11 protein-coding genes are annotated in these 12585 nt (G+C 71.1%); 8 read left to right on the top strand and 3 right to left on the bottom strand.

Annotated elements, in window-relative coordinates:
- The first annotated feature begins 79 nt into the window (after window positions 1–79).
- On the top strand, window positions 80–1204 hold the full coding sequence (gene disA / locus NRK68_RS18970; protein ID WP_030817598.1) for a DNA integrity scanning diadenylate cyclase DisA: 1125 nt from the start codon (window positions 80–82) through the stop codon (window positions 1202–1204).
- A gap of 90 nt (window positions 1205–1294) precedes the next feature.
- On the opposite strand, the gene NRK68_RS18965 is transcribed toward disA, so the two are convergent.
- On the bottom strand, window positions 1295–2101 hold the full coding sequence (locus NRK68_RS18965; protein ID WP_257856285.1) for a hypothetical protein: 807 nt from the start codon (window positions 2099–2101) through the stop codon (window positions 1295–1297).
- A 160-nt stretch (window positions 2102–2261) separates the two neighbouring features.
- Here NRK68_RS18965 and NRK68_RS18960 point away from each other — a divergent pair, with 160 nt between their 5' ends.
- The 7 genes from NRK68_RS18960 to NRK68_RS18930 all read left to right on the top strand — a co-directional run bounded on the left by NRK68_RS18960 (window position 2262) and on the right by NRK68_RS18930 (window position 8555).
- Window positions 2262–2660 carry a phosphatase PAP2 family protein gene (locus NRK68_RS18960; RefSeq protein WP_373023622.1) on the top strand — a complete coding sequence of 133 codons (399 nt, stop codon included), beginning with the start codon at window positions 2262–2264 and terminating at the stop codon, window positions 2658–2660.
- A complete protein-coding gene (locus tag NRK68_RS18955; RefSeq protein ID WP_257856284.1) occupies window positions 2657–3658 on the top strand; it encodes an iron-sulfur binding domain-containing protein in 1002 nt (333 codons plus the stop codon). The genes NRK68_RS18960 and NRK68_RS18955 overlap by 4 nt, the downstream gene beginning before the upstream one ends.
- 274 nt (window positions 3659–3932) lie before the next feature.
- Window positions 3933–4499, top strand: a complete 567-nt coding sequence (locus NRK68_RS18950; protein WP_030763752.1) for a SigE family RNA polymerase sigma factor — start codon at window positions 3933–3935, stop codon at window positions 4497–4499.
- Window positions 4500–4564: 65 nt separating this feature from the next.
- Entirely contained in the window at window positions 4565–5203 is a 639-nt protein-coding gene (locus NRK68_RS18945; protein ID WP_257856283.1) for a hypothetical protein, read from the top strand.
- Between the two features lie 34 nt (window positions 5204–5237).
- On the top strand, window positions 5238–5951 hold the full coding sequence (cseB, locus tag NRK68_RS18940; protein ID WP_046780900.1) for a two-component system response regulator CseB: 714 nt from the start codon (window positions 5238–5240) through the stop codon (window positions 5949–5951).
- The gene (cseC, locus tag NRK68_RS18935; RefSeq protein WP_183066672.1) at window positions 5948–7288 is read left to right on the top strand and encodes a two-component system sensor histidine kinase CseC; all 1341 of its coding nucleotides are present in this window, start codon (window positions 5948–5950) and stop codon (window positions 7286–7288) included. The genes cseB and cseC overlap by 4 nt, the downstream gene beginning before the upstream one ends.
- 88 nt (window positions 7289–7376) lie before the next feature.
- Complete coding sequence (locus tag NRK68_RS18930; RefSeq protein WP_257856282.1) at window positions 7377–8555, top strand: LamG-like jellyroll fold domain-containing protein; 1179 nt, start codon at window positions 7377–7379, stop codon at window positions 8553–8555.
- A gap of 117 nt (window positions 8556–8672) precedes the next feature.
- Here NRK68_RS18930 and NRK68_RS18925 read toward each other — a convergent pair whose 3' ends face one another.
- Both NRK68_RS18925 and NRK68_RS18920 read right to left on the bottom strand, forming a co-directional pair.
- Window positions 8673–9254 carry a M23 family metallopeptidase gene (locus NRK68_RS18925; RefSeq protein ID WP_183066670.1) on the bottom strand — a complete coding sequence of 194 codons (582 nt, stop codon included), beginning with the start codon at window positions 9252–9254 and terminating at the stop codon, window positions 8673–8675.
- Window positions 9255–9777: 523 nt separating this feature from the next.
- The gene (locus NRK68_RS18920; protein ID WP_183066669.1) at window positions 9778–12303 is read right to left on the bottom strand and encodes an ATP-dependent Clp protease ATP-binding subunit; all 2526 of its coding nucleotides are present in this window, start codon (window positions 12301–12303) and stop codon (window positions 9778–9780) included.
- Window positions 12304–12585: the final 282 nt, after the last annotated feature.

Below are 12585 nucleotides of genomic sequence, written 5' to 3'. Positions count from 1 at the left end.
TTTGTGCTGGTCCGCCCGGCCGTACGCACGTCCTCGTGCCCCCGCGCTGGGCGGCGCAACCCGCGACCGGAGGAGTGCAGTGGCAGCCAAGGACGGGGCATCAGCACCCGGGAAGTCCGGCGCGAGCTCCAAGCACGACGCGCTCATGCGCGCCTCGCTGAGCGCGGTCGCACCTGGTCAGCCGCTGCGCGACGGCCTTGAGCGGATCGTCCGCGGCAACACCGGCGGCCTGATCGTCCTCGGCATGGACAAGGCCGTCGAGGCGATGTGCACGGGCGGCTTCGTCCTGGACGTGGAGTTCACCGCGACCCGGCTGCGGGAGCTGTGCAAGCTCGACGGCGCGCTCATCCTCGACAAGGACCTCACCAAGATCCTGCGGGCCGGCGTACAGCTCGTGCCGGACGCCTCGATCCCCACGGAGGAGACCGGTACCCGCCACCGCACGGCCGACCGCGTGTCGAAGCAGTGCGGCTTCCCGGTGGTGTCGGTGTCGCAGTCGATGCGGCTGATCGCGCTGTACGTGGACGGGGAGCGGCGGGTCCTGGAGGAGTCCGGGGCGATCCTGTCGCGGGCGAACCAGGCACTGGCCACGCTGGAGCGGTACAAGCTGCGTCTCGACGAGGTCGCGGGCACGCTGTCCGCGCTGGAGATCGAGGACCTGGTCACGGTGCGCGACGTGACGGCGGTCGCGCAGCGGCTGGAAATGGTCCGCCGGATCGCGACCGAGATCGCCGAGTACGTGGTCGAACTGGGCACGGACGGGCGACTGCTGTCCCTCCAGCTGGACGAGCTGACCGTGGGGATCGAGCAGGAGCGGGAGCTGGTCATCCGGGACTACGTGCCCGAGCCGACGGCGAAGCGTTCCCGCACGGTGGACGAGGCGCTGGCGGAGCTGGACGCGCTGACCCACCCGGAGCTGCTGGAACTGCCCATCGTGGCGCGGGCGCTGGGGTACACGGGCTCGCCCGAGACGCTGGACTCGGCGGTGTCGCCGCGCGGCTACCGGCTGCTGGCGAAGGTGCCGAGGCTGCCGGGCGCGATCATCGAGCGGCTGGTGGAGCACTTCGGCGGTCTGCAGAAGCTGCTCGCCGCGAGCGTCGACGACCTGCAGACGGTGGACGGTGTGGGCGAGGCCCGGGCGCGGAGCGTGCGGGAGGGGCTGTCGCGGCTGGCGGAGTCGTCGATCCTGGAGCGGTACGTCTAGCATGCGGCTCTGCTCGGCCTACCCGCCTCGCCGCGCCATTCGGGGCTCCGCCCCCCGGCCCCGCGCCTCCAACGCCGGCGGGGCTGGGGTTCAGTTCTGCTTGAGGACGAAGGACGTGCGGGCCACCGGCATGCCGGGGGACTTGACCTCGACCACGTAGGTGTCCGGGGCGGCGGTTCCCGCGGGAGGCGTCTGGCACTGGTCGGCCGCGCTGAACCTGCGGTCCCAGTCCAGTGCGTGCTTGGTCTCGCCCTGGGCCGGGAGGCGGAAGAAGGCGTTGCCCGCGCCCGTCGGACAGTCCGCCGAGGACCACACCGCCTTGTTGCCGCTCGCCTGAAAGATGGTCATGACGGCCTGCTTCGGGCCGAGATCGACCTTGCAGGTGGTTCCGGAGATGTTGCGGGCGACCAGTTCGAGGCGGGGCTTCTCGTTCGCCTCGTACTCGTTCTTCGCACTCTTGACCTCCCACTGGAGCGCGCTCGTCGCGCACGTGGGGAGCGGGGAGTCCGCCGGGACCGCCGCCGGGCCGCCCGCGCCGCCGCCGCTCGCGGAGCCCGAACCGCCGCCCGCGCCGCCACCGTTGCCCGGTTCGCCGTTCTTGCCCGCACCGCCGCCGGAGCCGCCGCCCGAGCCCGCGGACCCGCTGCCGCCGGACTCGGGGCGCCCGCCGGGGGCGGCGCTGATGGCGGGGCCCGTACCGGACGGGCCCGGGGTGATCGAGGTGACGGGATCGGGGCCGCCTTCGCCCTTGCCGTTCGTACTCGTCCTCCCCCCACCGGAACTGACGGTCCATACGGCGAGGAGCGCGAGGAGCGCGACGACGGACGCCAGCACAGCCCTCCGTCGCCAGTAGATGGAGGAGGGGAGCGGCCCGACCGGATTGCGCAGAGATCCCACGGAGGGAACTTTACGAGAGTTCGCGACGCGATCAGTGCCCCACATGCCGCGCAACGGACTCGATTTGCCGATGATCATCCTGCGGGCCCAGGCGGAGGCGGTGAGAACCGGCCAAAGGGCTGACATGGAGATTAATCCTGTTTCAGTACGTTCGGTGACCATGGACACCTCCGGCCTCTACCGCGCCGTCACCGCCCGCCGCCCGCCGTCCGGAGACCACTCGTTCCCGGGCAACCAGGCGGCCATCGCGGGCGCCGCCGCCGTGGCCCTGGTCATGGCCGCGCGCCGGCTCGCGCCGCTGGTGGTGCCGCTCGCGCCGCTGATGGCCTTCTCCCGTGTCTTCGTCGGTGTCCACTACCCGCACGACGTGGCGCTGGGCCTGCTGCTGGGCGGGGCGGTCGCCGCGCTGCTCGTCCTCGCGCTCACCGGTCCGGCCGCCTTGGCCGTCCGCGCGGTGCGGGCGGGCCGGATCCGGGCGGGCGTGCTGCTGACCGGGCCGGGTCCGGCCGACACGGCCTCCCCCGAGGTCCGAAACGTGCCAGGATGCCGTATGCCATGACTGCATCCCCCTCTCCCTCCCCCGACATGACCGACGCCGTGACCGACGCCGTGACCGACGACGCCTCCCGCGACGCACGCCGCGACACGTCCGCCGACTCCTCCCACGCGCTGCACTCACCCGTCATCGCGTGGTTCGAGGAGCACGCCCGCGACCTGCCCTGGCGCCGCCCCGAGGCCGGCCCCTGGGGCGTCATGGTCAGTGAGTTCATGCTCCAGCAGACCCCGGTCAGCCGGGTCCTGCCGGTCTACGAGCAGTGGCTCGCCCGGTGGCCCCGCCCCGCCGACCTGGCCGCCGAGGCCCCCGGTGAGGCCGTACGGGCCTGGGGGCGGCTCGGCTACCCGCGCCGGGCCCTGCGGCTGCACGGCGCGGCCGCCGCGATAACGGAGCGGCACGGGGGCGACGTACCGCAGGAGCACGCGCAGCTCCTCGCGCTGCCCGGGGTGGGCGAGTACACGGCCGCCGCGGTGGCCTCCTTCGCGTACGGGCAGCGGCACGCCGTCCTCGACACCAACGTCCGGCGGGTCTTCGCGCGCGCCGCCACCGGGGTCGAGTACCCGCCGAACGCGACCACGGCCGCCGAGCGGCGCCTGGCCCGCGAGCTGCTGCCCGGGGACGAGAGCACCGCGGCCCGCTGGGCGGCGGCGTCGATGGAACTCGGCGCGCTCGTGTGCACCGCGAAGAACCCGGACTGCGCGCGCTGCCCGGTGGCCGGGCTGTGCGCGTGGCGGCTGGCCGGGAAGCCGGCGCACGACGGGCCGCCGCGGCGCGGCCAGACGTACGCCGGGACCGACCGGCAGGTGCGCGGCAAGCTCCTGGCCGTGCTGCGCGAGGCGGTGGGCCCCGTTCCGCAGGCCGTGCTCGACACGGTGTGGAACGAGCCGGTGCAGCGGGCCCGCGCTCTCGACGGGCTGGTCTCCGACGGGCTGGTGGAACCCCTCGACGGCGGCCTCTACCGGCTCCCCCAGAGCCGGCCCGACACCCGGCCGCAGGCGTGACCGGCGGCGGGCCGGGGAGGGTTCGCGACCGGGCCGGGGACGGTTCGGGAACGGACCGTGCACCGGTCCGCCACCGCCCGTAGCGACCCCTGAAGCTGAGCCGGCAATTCCGCTTGTTGCCGTGAAACCGCAGCTCACGGGCACTGTTACACAACCTATGGGTGTCCGTGCTCCCACCGAAGGCTGGCTCGCACAGGCCCGTGACAACCCCTCCGTACCGTCTTCCCCGTAAGACAGCGGTGGAGCGGTCGGACGGGAACGGAGGCGGTCTGAAATGGCGCAGGCGCATGGCGAGGTGCTCGGGTTCGAAGAGTACGTACGCACCCGGCAGGACGCCCTGCTGCGCAGTGCGCGGCGCCTGGTCCCGGACCCCACCGACGCCCAGGACCTCCTCCAGACGGCCCTCGTGCGCACCTACGGCCGCTGGGACGGGATCGCGGACAAGTCGCTGGCCGACGCCTACCTCCGCCGCGTCATGATCAACACTCGTACCGAGTGGTGGCGCGCCCGCAAGCTCGAAGAGGTCCCCACCGAGCAGCTCCCCGACGCGTCCGTCGAGGACGGCTCCGACCAGCGCGCCGACCGCGCCCTGCTGATGGACATCCTCAAGGTGCTCGCGCCCAAACAGCGCAGTGTGGTCGTCCTGCGACACTGGGAGCAGATGAGCACCGAGGAGACGGCCGCGGCGCTCGGAATGTCGGCGGGAACCGTGAAGAGCACTCTGCACCGCGCCCTGGCCCGCCTCCGGCAGGAGCTGGAGAGCCGGGACCTGGACATGCGTGCGCTGGAGCGCGGTGACCACACCATGCGGTACGAGGGGCGTGAGCGGTGCGCGGCCTGAACGGCCAAGATCTGAACGGCAGGAGCTCTCCCCCCTCCTTCGGGGGAAGAGGCAGTCTGGTGCTGGTGTCGGCGGGGACGATCGTCCTCGTCGGCACAGCCGTGTTCGCGGTCGGTTGCGCCACCGGCGGCACCGGCCTGCGCGACGGCGGCCCCGCCCGCAGCGACACCGTCGCCAGGACCATGCCGTCGGGCTCGTCCTCCGGGTCCTCCTCGGCCTCGTCGTCCGCGTCCGGCACGGCCCTGAAGAAGGTGGACCCGGTCGCGCTGGTCATGGCGGACCCGAAGGTCAGCTCCGAGGTCAAGCGGGACCTCAAGCCCTGCACGGGCAAGGAGTATCCCGTGGACGTGAGTTACGGCAGGGTCACCGGCGGCCCGGTGGCGGACATCGTAGTGAACGTCCTGTCCTGCGCCGATGCGCTGGGCCGCGGCTCCTACGTGTACCGGTCGGACGGCGGCTCGTACGAGAATGTGTTCTCGGACGAACAGCCACCCGTCTACGCGGAGATCGACCGGGGCGACCTGGTGGTCACGAAGCAGGTCTACGGAAAGAGCGACGCGCTCGCCTATCCGTCGGGCGAGGACGTGATCACGTACCGCTGGAACGGTGAGAAGTTCACCGAGCAGGACCGGGTGCACTCGGAGTACAGCAACGTGGTCGACGGCGGCGTCCAGCCTGCCCCGGCGACAAGTCAGAAGAACTGAGCACTGAGCAAGAAGAACGAGGCGAGGCTTGCGCATGGCCGAGACCCATGTCCTGTTCGTGGAGGACGACGACGTCATCCGTGAGGCCACGACCCTGGCGCTGGAGCGCGACGGGTTCGTGGTCACGGCCATGCCCGACGGCCTGTCCGGTCTGGAGTCCTTCCGCGCGCGCCGGCCCGACATCGCCCTGCTGGACGTGATGGTGCCGGGCATGGACGGTGTGAGCCTGTGCCGCCGCATCCGTGACGAGTCCACCGTCCCCGTCATCATGCTGTCGGCGCGCGCCGACTCCATCGATGTGGTGCTGGGCCTGGAGGCGGGCGCCGACGACTACGTCACCAAGCCCTTCGACGGATCCGTGCTCGTCGCCCGGATCCGCGCCGTGCTGCGCCGCTTCGACCACTCGGGCGGCGCGCAGAACGGCGGCGCGGGCGGCCCCGACCACGGCCCGGACGGCGAGCGCGGGGTGCTCTCCTTCGGCGACCTGGAAGTGGACACCGAGGGCATGGAGGTCCGCAGGTCGGGTGCCAACGTGGCGCTGACGCCGACGGAGATGCGGCTGCTGCTGGAGTTCTCCTCCGCACCCGGCACCGTCCTGTCGCGCGACCGGCTCCTGGAGCGGGTGTGGGACTACGACTGGGGCGGCGACACCCGCGTCGTGGACGTCCACGTCCAGCGGCTGCGCACCAAGATCGGGCAGGACCGGATCGAAACGGTCCGGGGCTTCGGATACAAGCTGAAAGCATGAGACGGTTCACCCTCCGCACGGGGATCCGCTGGAAGATCACACTCGCCATCGCGGCCGTGGGCGCCCTCGTGACGATCGCGCTGAGTCTGGTGGTGCACAGCGCTGCCCGCGTGTCGATGCTGGGGAGCGCGCGCGAAGTCCAGCTGGAACGCGTGCAGTTCATCTCCCGCAACGCCGAGGCCGGGCGCAAGCCGCCCATGGGGGCCAAGCTCAACGATCCCGAACTGCCCGCCGAACTGCGGCAGAAGGCGCAGTCGGGGCGGCGCGGGACGTACATCCAGGAGCGCCCGCACGGGGTGCCCGAGGTGTGGGCCGCCGTACCGCTCGGCAACGGCCAGGTGCTGTCGCTGCACACGCCGTTCCGGGAGAGCGCCGACCTGCTCCCCGACCTGGACCGGGCGCTGGTCATCGGCGGACTCGCCGCCGTCATCGGCGGATCGGCCCTCGGCGTCCTCATCGGCGGCCAGATCTCGCGCCGGCTGCGCAAGGCGGCCGCCGCCGCGCAGCGGGTGGCGCACGGTGATCCCGACGTACGGGTGCGGGACGCGGTCGGCGGCGTCGTCCGCGACGAGACCGACGACCTGGCACGGGCCGTGGACGCCATGGCCGACGCCCTGCAGCAGCGGCTGGAGGCCGAGCAGCGGGTGACCGCGGACATCGCGCACGAGCTGCGGACCCCGGTGACGGGTCTGCTCACCGCCGCGGAACTGCTGCCTCCGGGGCGGCCCACGGAGCTGGTGCGGGACCGCGCGCAGGCGCTGCGCGCCCTGGTCGAGGACGTGCTGGAGGTGGCCCGGCTGGACAGCGCCTCGGAGCGGGCGGAGCTCCAGGAGGTGGCGCTGGGCGAGTTCGTGAGCCGGCGCGTGAAGGTGCTGATGCCGGAGGCGTCGGTCCGGATCGTCGCGGACGAGATCGTCAGCACGGACCCGCGCCGGCTGGAGCGGATCCTGGGCAACCTGCTCGCCAACGCCGCCCGGTACGGGCGGCCGCCGGTCCAGGTCGACGTCGAGGGACGGGTGGTGCGGGTCCGCGACCACGGGCCGGGCTTCCCCGAGGCACTGTTGCGCGAGGGGCCGAGCCGGTTCCGTACCGGGTCGACGGACCGGGCCGGTGTGGGGCACGGGCTGGGGCTGACCATCGCGGAGGGTCAGGCACGGGTGCTGGGAGCCCGGTTGACCTTCCGCAACGTGGCGGCCCCCGGTGTACTGGACCGCTCGGTGACGGCGGCGGGCACGCCCGCCGGAAGCGCGGCCGGAGCGGTCGCGGTGCTGTGGCTGCCGGAGCACGCGCCGACGGCGACGGGCAGCTTCCCGGCCCTGAAGCTGCCGCCGGGCTGACGGAGGGGCACGCTGCCGTAGGACCGGTACGGGGCCGACGGGTACCGGGCCGTGCCCGTCGGTGGGTGCGTGTCCTAGGCTCCCTGCCATGACCGACGGCACGAATCCCCCGAGCGGCCCGCAGCCCGAGCCCGCACCCGGCAGCGGCGGATACGGGTTCCCGCCGGGACCGCCCGCCCAGAGCGGCTACGGCTACGGCTACCCGGCGGCGAACGAGGGCTACGGCTATCCGCAGCCCGGGCAGCAGCCGAACCCGTACCAGCAGGACGCGGGCGGTGGTCAGTGGCCGCCGGCCGCCGATGCGGCCCCGGCCCAGCCGGGCTTCACGAGGCTGGCCGGTCCGGACATGCCCGGCGCTGCGGAGCAGCCCGACTGGGAGGCCATGGCCGCCCGGTCCGAGGCGGCACGGCGCACGAAGAAGCGGCGGATGCTGGTCGGCGGGGCGGCCGCACTGGTGCTGCTGGCCGGCGGTGGAACGTTTTTCCTGATGAGCGGCCTGGGCGGCACCGAGGACGGGGCGAACGCCCAGCCCTCGACGTCGACGTCGGCCACGCCCGAACCGGAGGCGTCGCAGTCGTCCCAGGCCTACACGGCAACGGTCGCGGGTGACGACACGCTGCTGCGCGACAGCTACGGGCAGACCGGCATCCGGCTGGGCCCCGACCTCAAGGTCGCCCCCGTGGGCCAGCGGTTCCAGGTCCTCGGCAAGGGCAACGGGAACTCGTGGGGACAGTCCGCCGAGGCCGTCGTCGACGTCACCAAGAGCTTCACGGTCACGGCGCGCGTCTACAGCTCCGCCGCCAAGGGCTCACGGATCGCGATCAGCCAGGGCGACGGGGAGTCCTACTCCTTCGAGCTCGGCGTGAACGAGATCAACGGCAAGCAGGCCTGGATCTTCCGGGTGCAGACGGGCGACAAGGGCGCCGAGGCGACCACGCGGACCGTCGCAGCCGAGGGGCTCACCGTCCTCAAGACGCCGACGCTGCTGATGGCCACGTACGACGCGGAGAAGAAGGCCATCGCCCTCTACGTGGACGGCAAGAAGGCCGGCGAGACGCCGGTCCCGGAGATCTGGCAGGGCCCCGGCCCGATGCAGCTCGGCCGCTCCCGGCACCACAACATCTGGACGGGACCGTGGCAGGGCGGCCTGCACAACATCAAGGTGTACGACGCGGCCTTCACGCAGGAGCAGGCCGCCGGGTACAAGGAGGGCAAGCTCTCGCCGGCGCCGAAGCCGGCGCATGCCTGGCTGCTCACCTGGCCCTGACCCGACCCGGGCCTGACCGGCGGCGAACGGGTACGACGACGCCGACCGGCCCACAGGGGCCGGTCGGCGTCGTCGTGAAAAGGTCTCGCGCGAGTCGGTCGCGCGTCGGCTCTCAGGTCAGATGCTGACGCCGTTGGTGCGCAGGAAGGCCATCGGGTTGAGGGCGGAGCCGTAGTTCGGGGTGGTGCGGATCTCGAAGTGCAGGTGCGGGCCGCTGGAGTTGCCGGTGTTGCCCGACAGGCCGATGCGCTGCTTGACGGAGACCTTCTGGCCGATCTTGACCTGGATCTTCGACAGGTGCGCGTACTGCGAGTACGTGTTGTTCGCGTGCTTGATCACGATGGCGTTGCCGTACGCGGGACCGTCGCCGCCGCCGTTCGGGCCGGCCTTGACGACGACGCCGCCGCCGGCGGCGTTGACCGGGGTGCCGACCGGGACGGCGAAGTCCTGGCCGGAGTGCTTACGGGCCCACATGCTGCCGCCCTTGCCGAAGGTCGCGGACAGCGTGTACTTCTCCAGCGGCTTGTCCCAGAGACCGGCCTTCTTCTTCGCCGCGGCGGCGGCGTCGGCGGCGGCGGGAACCGTCTGCGGGGCGTCGGCGAAGGCTGCGGTCGTCCCGGCCCCGAGAGCCAGCACAGCACCGAGGGTTGCGCCGACGGTGATACGGGTAGAACGGGTGATGACGCGCTTCGCGGACATAGAGCAGACCTCCGGGGCCGGGGACGTGGGCGATCACGCCCGTCTCGGGCATGAAGTGACCCGGCACGTTCAGCCATGTGCCGGGTTGGCTCATCTTTGGTAACCCGTATGTCCGGACATCCCCAAACGTCCCCGTTTACTACCGGGGCTCGTAGGCGCGCCGGAGTGACGTGGTCCGTTGACAGGATTCTCCGCGGCCGAGCGACCCTCGACGGGCCCCCGAGGCCCTTTCGATCTACGAAACCCCCTCGTATGTCCGTTTTGTTCTGTGCGGCTTGTCACCGGCCTGTCCCAGAACCGACCGCTTCGGGCCCCCGTGAATGTGACCGGCGCTACCCTCCTGGCGCGCGGGCGCATCACGGGGGATCCGGCCGGCTTCGGCCGCCGTGACGCCCCCGATCAAGAAGCTCTTACGGACCGAGGGCGCCTGCGCGCACGAGCGGTGACCGGCCGACGGACGGCAAAAGGGGCGGCCCCGGGACTCGGAAGTCCCGGGGCCGCCCCTGTTACCGCTCAGTCGCGCTTACGCGCCCTTCGACAGGTCCGGGCCGGAGCCCGTGGCCTCGATCGGGGGGAGGTCGGGCAGCGCCGACTTCTCCTCGCCGCGGAAGGTGAACTTGGCTTCCTCGCCCTCACCCTCCTTGCCGACGACCACGATGTGGCCGGGACGCAGCTCGCCGAAGAGGATCTTCTCCGACAGCACGTCCTCGATCTCGCGCTGGATGGTCCGGCGCAGCGGCCGGGCACCCAGGATCGGGTCGTAGCCGCGCTTGGCGAGCAGGAGCTTCGCGTCGCCGCTCAGCTCGATGCCCATGTCGCGGTCCTTCAGGCGCTCGTCGACCTTGGCGATCATCAGGTCGACGATCTGGATGATGTCTTCCTCGGTGAGCTGGTGGAAGACGACCGTGTCGTCGACGCGGTTCAGGAACTCGGGCCGGAAGTGCTGCTTGAGCTCTTCGTTGACCTTCGCCTTCATCCGCTCGTAGCCGGTCTTCGTGTCGCCCTGGGCCGCGAAGCCCAGGTTGAAGCCCTTCGAGATGTCCCGCGTGCCCAGGTTGGTCGTCATGATGATGACCGTGTTCTTGAAGTCCACGACCCGGCCCTGGGAGTCGGTCAGGCGACCGTCCTCCAGGATCTGGAGAAGGGAATTGAAGATATCCGGGTGGGCCTTCTCGACCTCGTCGAAGAGGACGACGGAGAACGGCTTGCGGCGCACCTTCTCGGTGAGCTGGCCGCCCTCTTCGTAGCCCACGTAACCGGGGGGCGAACCGAAGAGGCGGGAAACCGTGTGCTTCTCGCTGAACTCCGACATGTCGAGGGAGATCAGCGCGTCCTCGTCGCCGAAGAGGAATTCGGCGAGCGTCTTGGAGAGCTCGGTCTTACCGACACCGGACGGGCCGGCGAAGATGAACGAGCCACCCGGGCGCTTCGGGTCCTTCAGACCCGCACGGGTACGACGGATCGCCTGGGAGAGCGCCTTGATGGCGTCCTTCTGGCCGATGACCCGGCGGTGGAGCTCGTCCTCCATGCGGAGCAGTCGCGAGGACTCCTCCTCGGTGAGCTTGAAGACGGGAATGCCGGTCGCGGTCGCGAGGACCTCGGCGATGAGCTCGCCGTCGACCTCGGCGACGACGTCCATGTCGCCGGCCTTCCATTCCTTCTCGCGCTTGGTCTTCGCCGCGAGCAGCTGCTTCTCCTTGTCGCGGAGGGAAGCCGCCTTCTCGAAGTCCTGGGAGTCGATGGCCGACTCCTTGTCCCGGCGCACGGCCGCGATCTTCTCGTCGAACTCGCGGAGGTCCGGCGGCGCGGTCATCCGGCGGATGCGCATCCGGGAGCCGGCCTCGTCGATCAGGTCGATCGCCTTGTCCGGGAGGAAGCGGTCCGAGATGTACCGGTCGGCCAGCGTCGCCGCCTGGACGAGGGCCTCGTCCGTGATGGAGACGCGGTGGTGGGCCTCGTAGCGGTCGCGCAGGCCCTTGAGGATCTCGATCGTGTGGGGGAGGGAAGGCTCCGCCACCTGGATCGGCTGGAAGCGGCGCTCGAGGGCCGCGTCCTTCTCGAGGTGCTTGCGGTACTCGTCGAGCGTCGTGGCACCGATGGTCTGGAGCTCACCACGGGCCAGCATGGGCTTGAGGATGCTCGCGGCGTCGATCGCGCCCTCGGCGGCACCCGCACCCACGAGGGTGTGGAGCTCGTCGATGAACAGGATGATGTCGCCGCGGGTGCGGATCTCCTTGAGCACCTTCTTCAGGCGCTCCTCGAAGTCACCGCGGTAGCGGGAACCGGCGACCAGGGCGCCGAGGTCAAGCGTGTAGAGGTGCTTGTCCTTGAGGGTCTCGGGGACCTCGCCCTTGACGATGGCCTGCGCCAGGCCCTCGACGACGGCGGTCTTGCCGACGCCGGGCTCGCCGATGAGGACCGGGTTGTTCTTCGTACGGCGGGACAGCACCTGCATGACCCGCTCGATCTCCTTCTCGCGCCCGATGACCGGGTCGAGCTTGGATTCGCGGGCAGCCTGGGTGAGGTTGCGGCCGAACTGGTCCAGGACGAGGGAGGTCGAGGGCGTGCCCTCGGCCGGGCCGCCGGCCGTGGCCGACTCCTTGCCCCCGCCGGTGTAGCCGGAGAGCAGCTGGATGACCTGCTGCCGGACTCGGTTGAGATCGGCGCCCAGCTTCACGAGGACCTGGGCCGCGACGCCCTCGCCCTCGCGGATCAGGCCGAGCAGGATGTGCTCGGTGCCGATGTAGTTGTGGCCGAGCTGGAGGGCCTCTCGGAGCGAAAGCTCCAGGACCTTCTTCGCCCGCGGGGTGAAGGGGATGTGGCCGGACGGGGCCTGCTGACCCTGACCGATGATCTCCTCAACCTGCTGGCGAACAGCCTCGAGCGAAATCCCGAGGCTCTCCAGGGCCTTAGCGGCGACACCCTCACCCTCGTGGATCAAGCCCAGGAGGATGTGCTCGGTGCCGATGTAGTTGTGGTTGAGCATCCGGGCTTCTTCCTGAGCCAGGACGACAACCCGCCGCGCGCGGTCGGTGAACCTCTCGAACATCGTTTATCGCTCCTCAGAGCGGTCGGGCAGTTCGGGGTCGGTCCCCGCCCTGTCCTTCCGCATGCTAGTCCCGTGGGGCGGGACAGCTCATTCCAACTGCCGACATCCGTCCACGGCTCACCCCTGCATCAGCGGGAAAACCGGCTTGAAGAGCCGACAACTGCTCCAACTCGATGGTGCGAGACGATGTTCCCGCAGGCCAGGCAGATACCCGTCATGCGTGTACGCCGACGGCGAACGGAAGCCGGTCAAATCAGCGTGTCGCCCCGATCCACTAGGAAT

Origin of the sequence: Streptomyces yangpuensis (genome assembly GCF_024666385.1) — a bacterium.
Lineage (GTDB): Bacteria > Actinomycetota > Actinomycetes > Streptomycetales > Streptomycetaceae > Streptomyces > Streptomyces yangpuensis.
This window is presented reverse-complemented; position numbering and strand designations above follow the sequence as displayed.

What these genes read in the sequence shown, in the direction of transcription:
- NRK68_RS18960 (WP_373023622.1), top strand. Translation starts at nt 2,262, where the DNA reads ATGGACACCTCCGGCCTCTACCGCGCCGTCACCGCCCGCCGCCCGCCG.
- NRK68_RS18955 (WP_257856284.1), top strand. Translation starts at nt 2,657, where the DNA reads ATGACTGCATCCCCCTCTCCCTCCCCCGACATGACCGACGCCGTGACC.
- NRK68_RS18950 (WP_030763752.1), top strand. Translation starts at nt 3,933, where the DNA reads ATGGCGCAGGCGCATGGCGAGGTGCTCGGGTTCGAAGAGTACGTACGC.
- cseB (WP_046780900.1), top strand. Translation starts at nt 5,238, where the DNA reads ATGGCCGAGACCCATGTCCTGTTCGTGGAGGACGACGACGTCATCCGT.
- cseC (WP_183066672.1), top strand. Translation starts at nt 5,948, where the DNA reads ATGAGACGGTTCACCCTCCGCACGGGGATCCGCTGGAAGATCACACTC.
- NRK68_RS18930 (WP_257856282.1), top strand. Translation starts at nt 7,377, where the DNA reads ATGACCGACGGCACGAATCCCCCGAGCGGCCCGCAGCCCGAGCCCGCA.
- NRK68_RS18925 (WP_183066670.1), bottom strand. Translation starts at nt 9,254, where the DNA reads ATGTCCGCGAAGCGCGTCATCACCCGTTCTACCCGTATCACCGTCGGC.
- NRK68_RS18920 (WP_183066669.1), bottom strand. Translation starts at nt 12,303, where the DNA reads ATGTTCGAGAGGTTCACCGACCGCGCGCGGCGGGTTGTCGTCCTGGCT.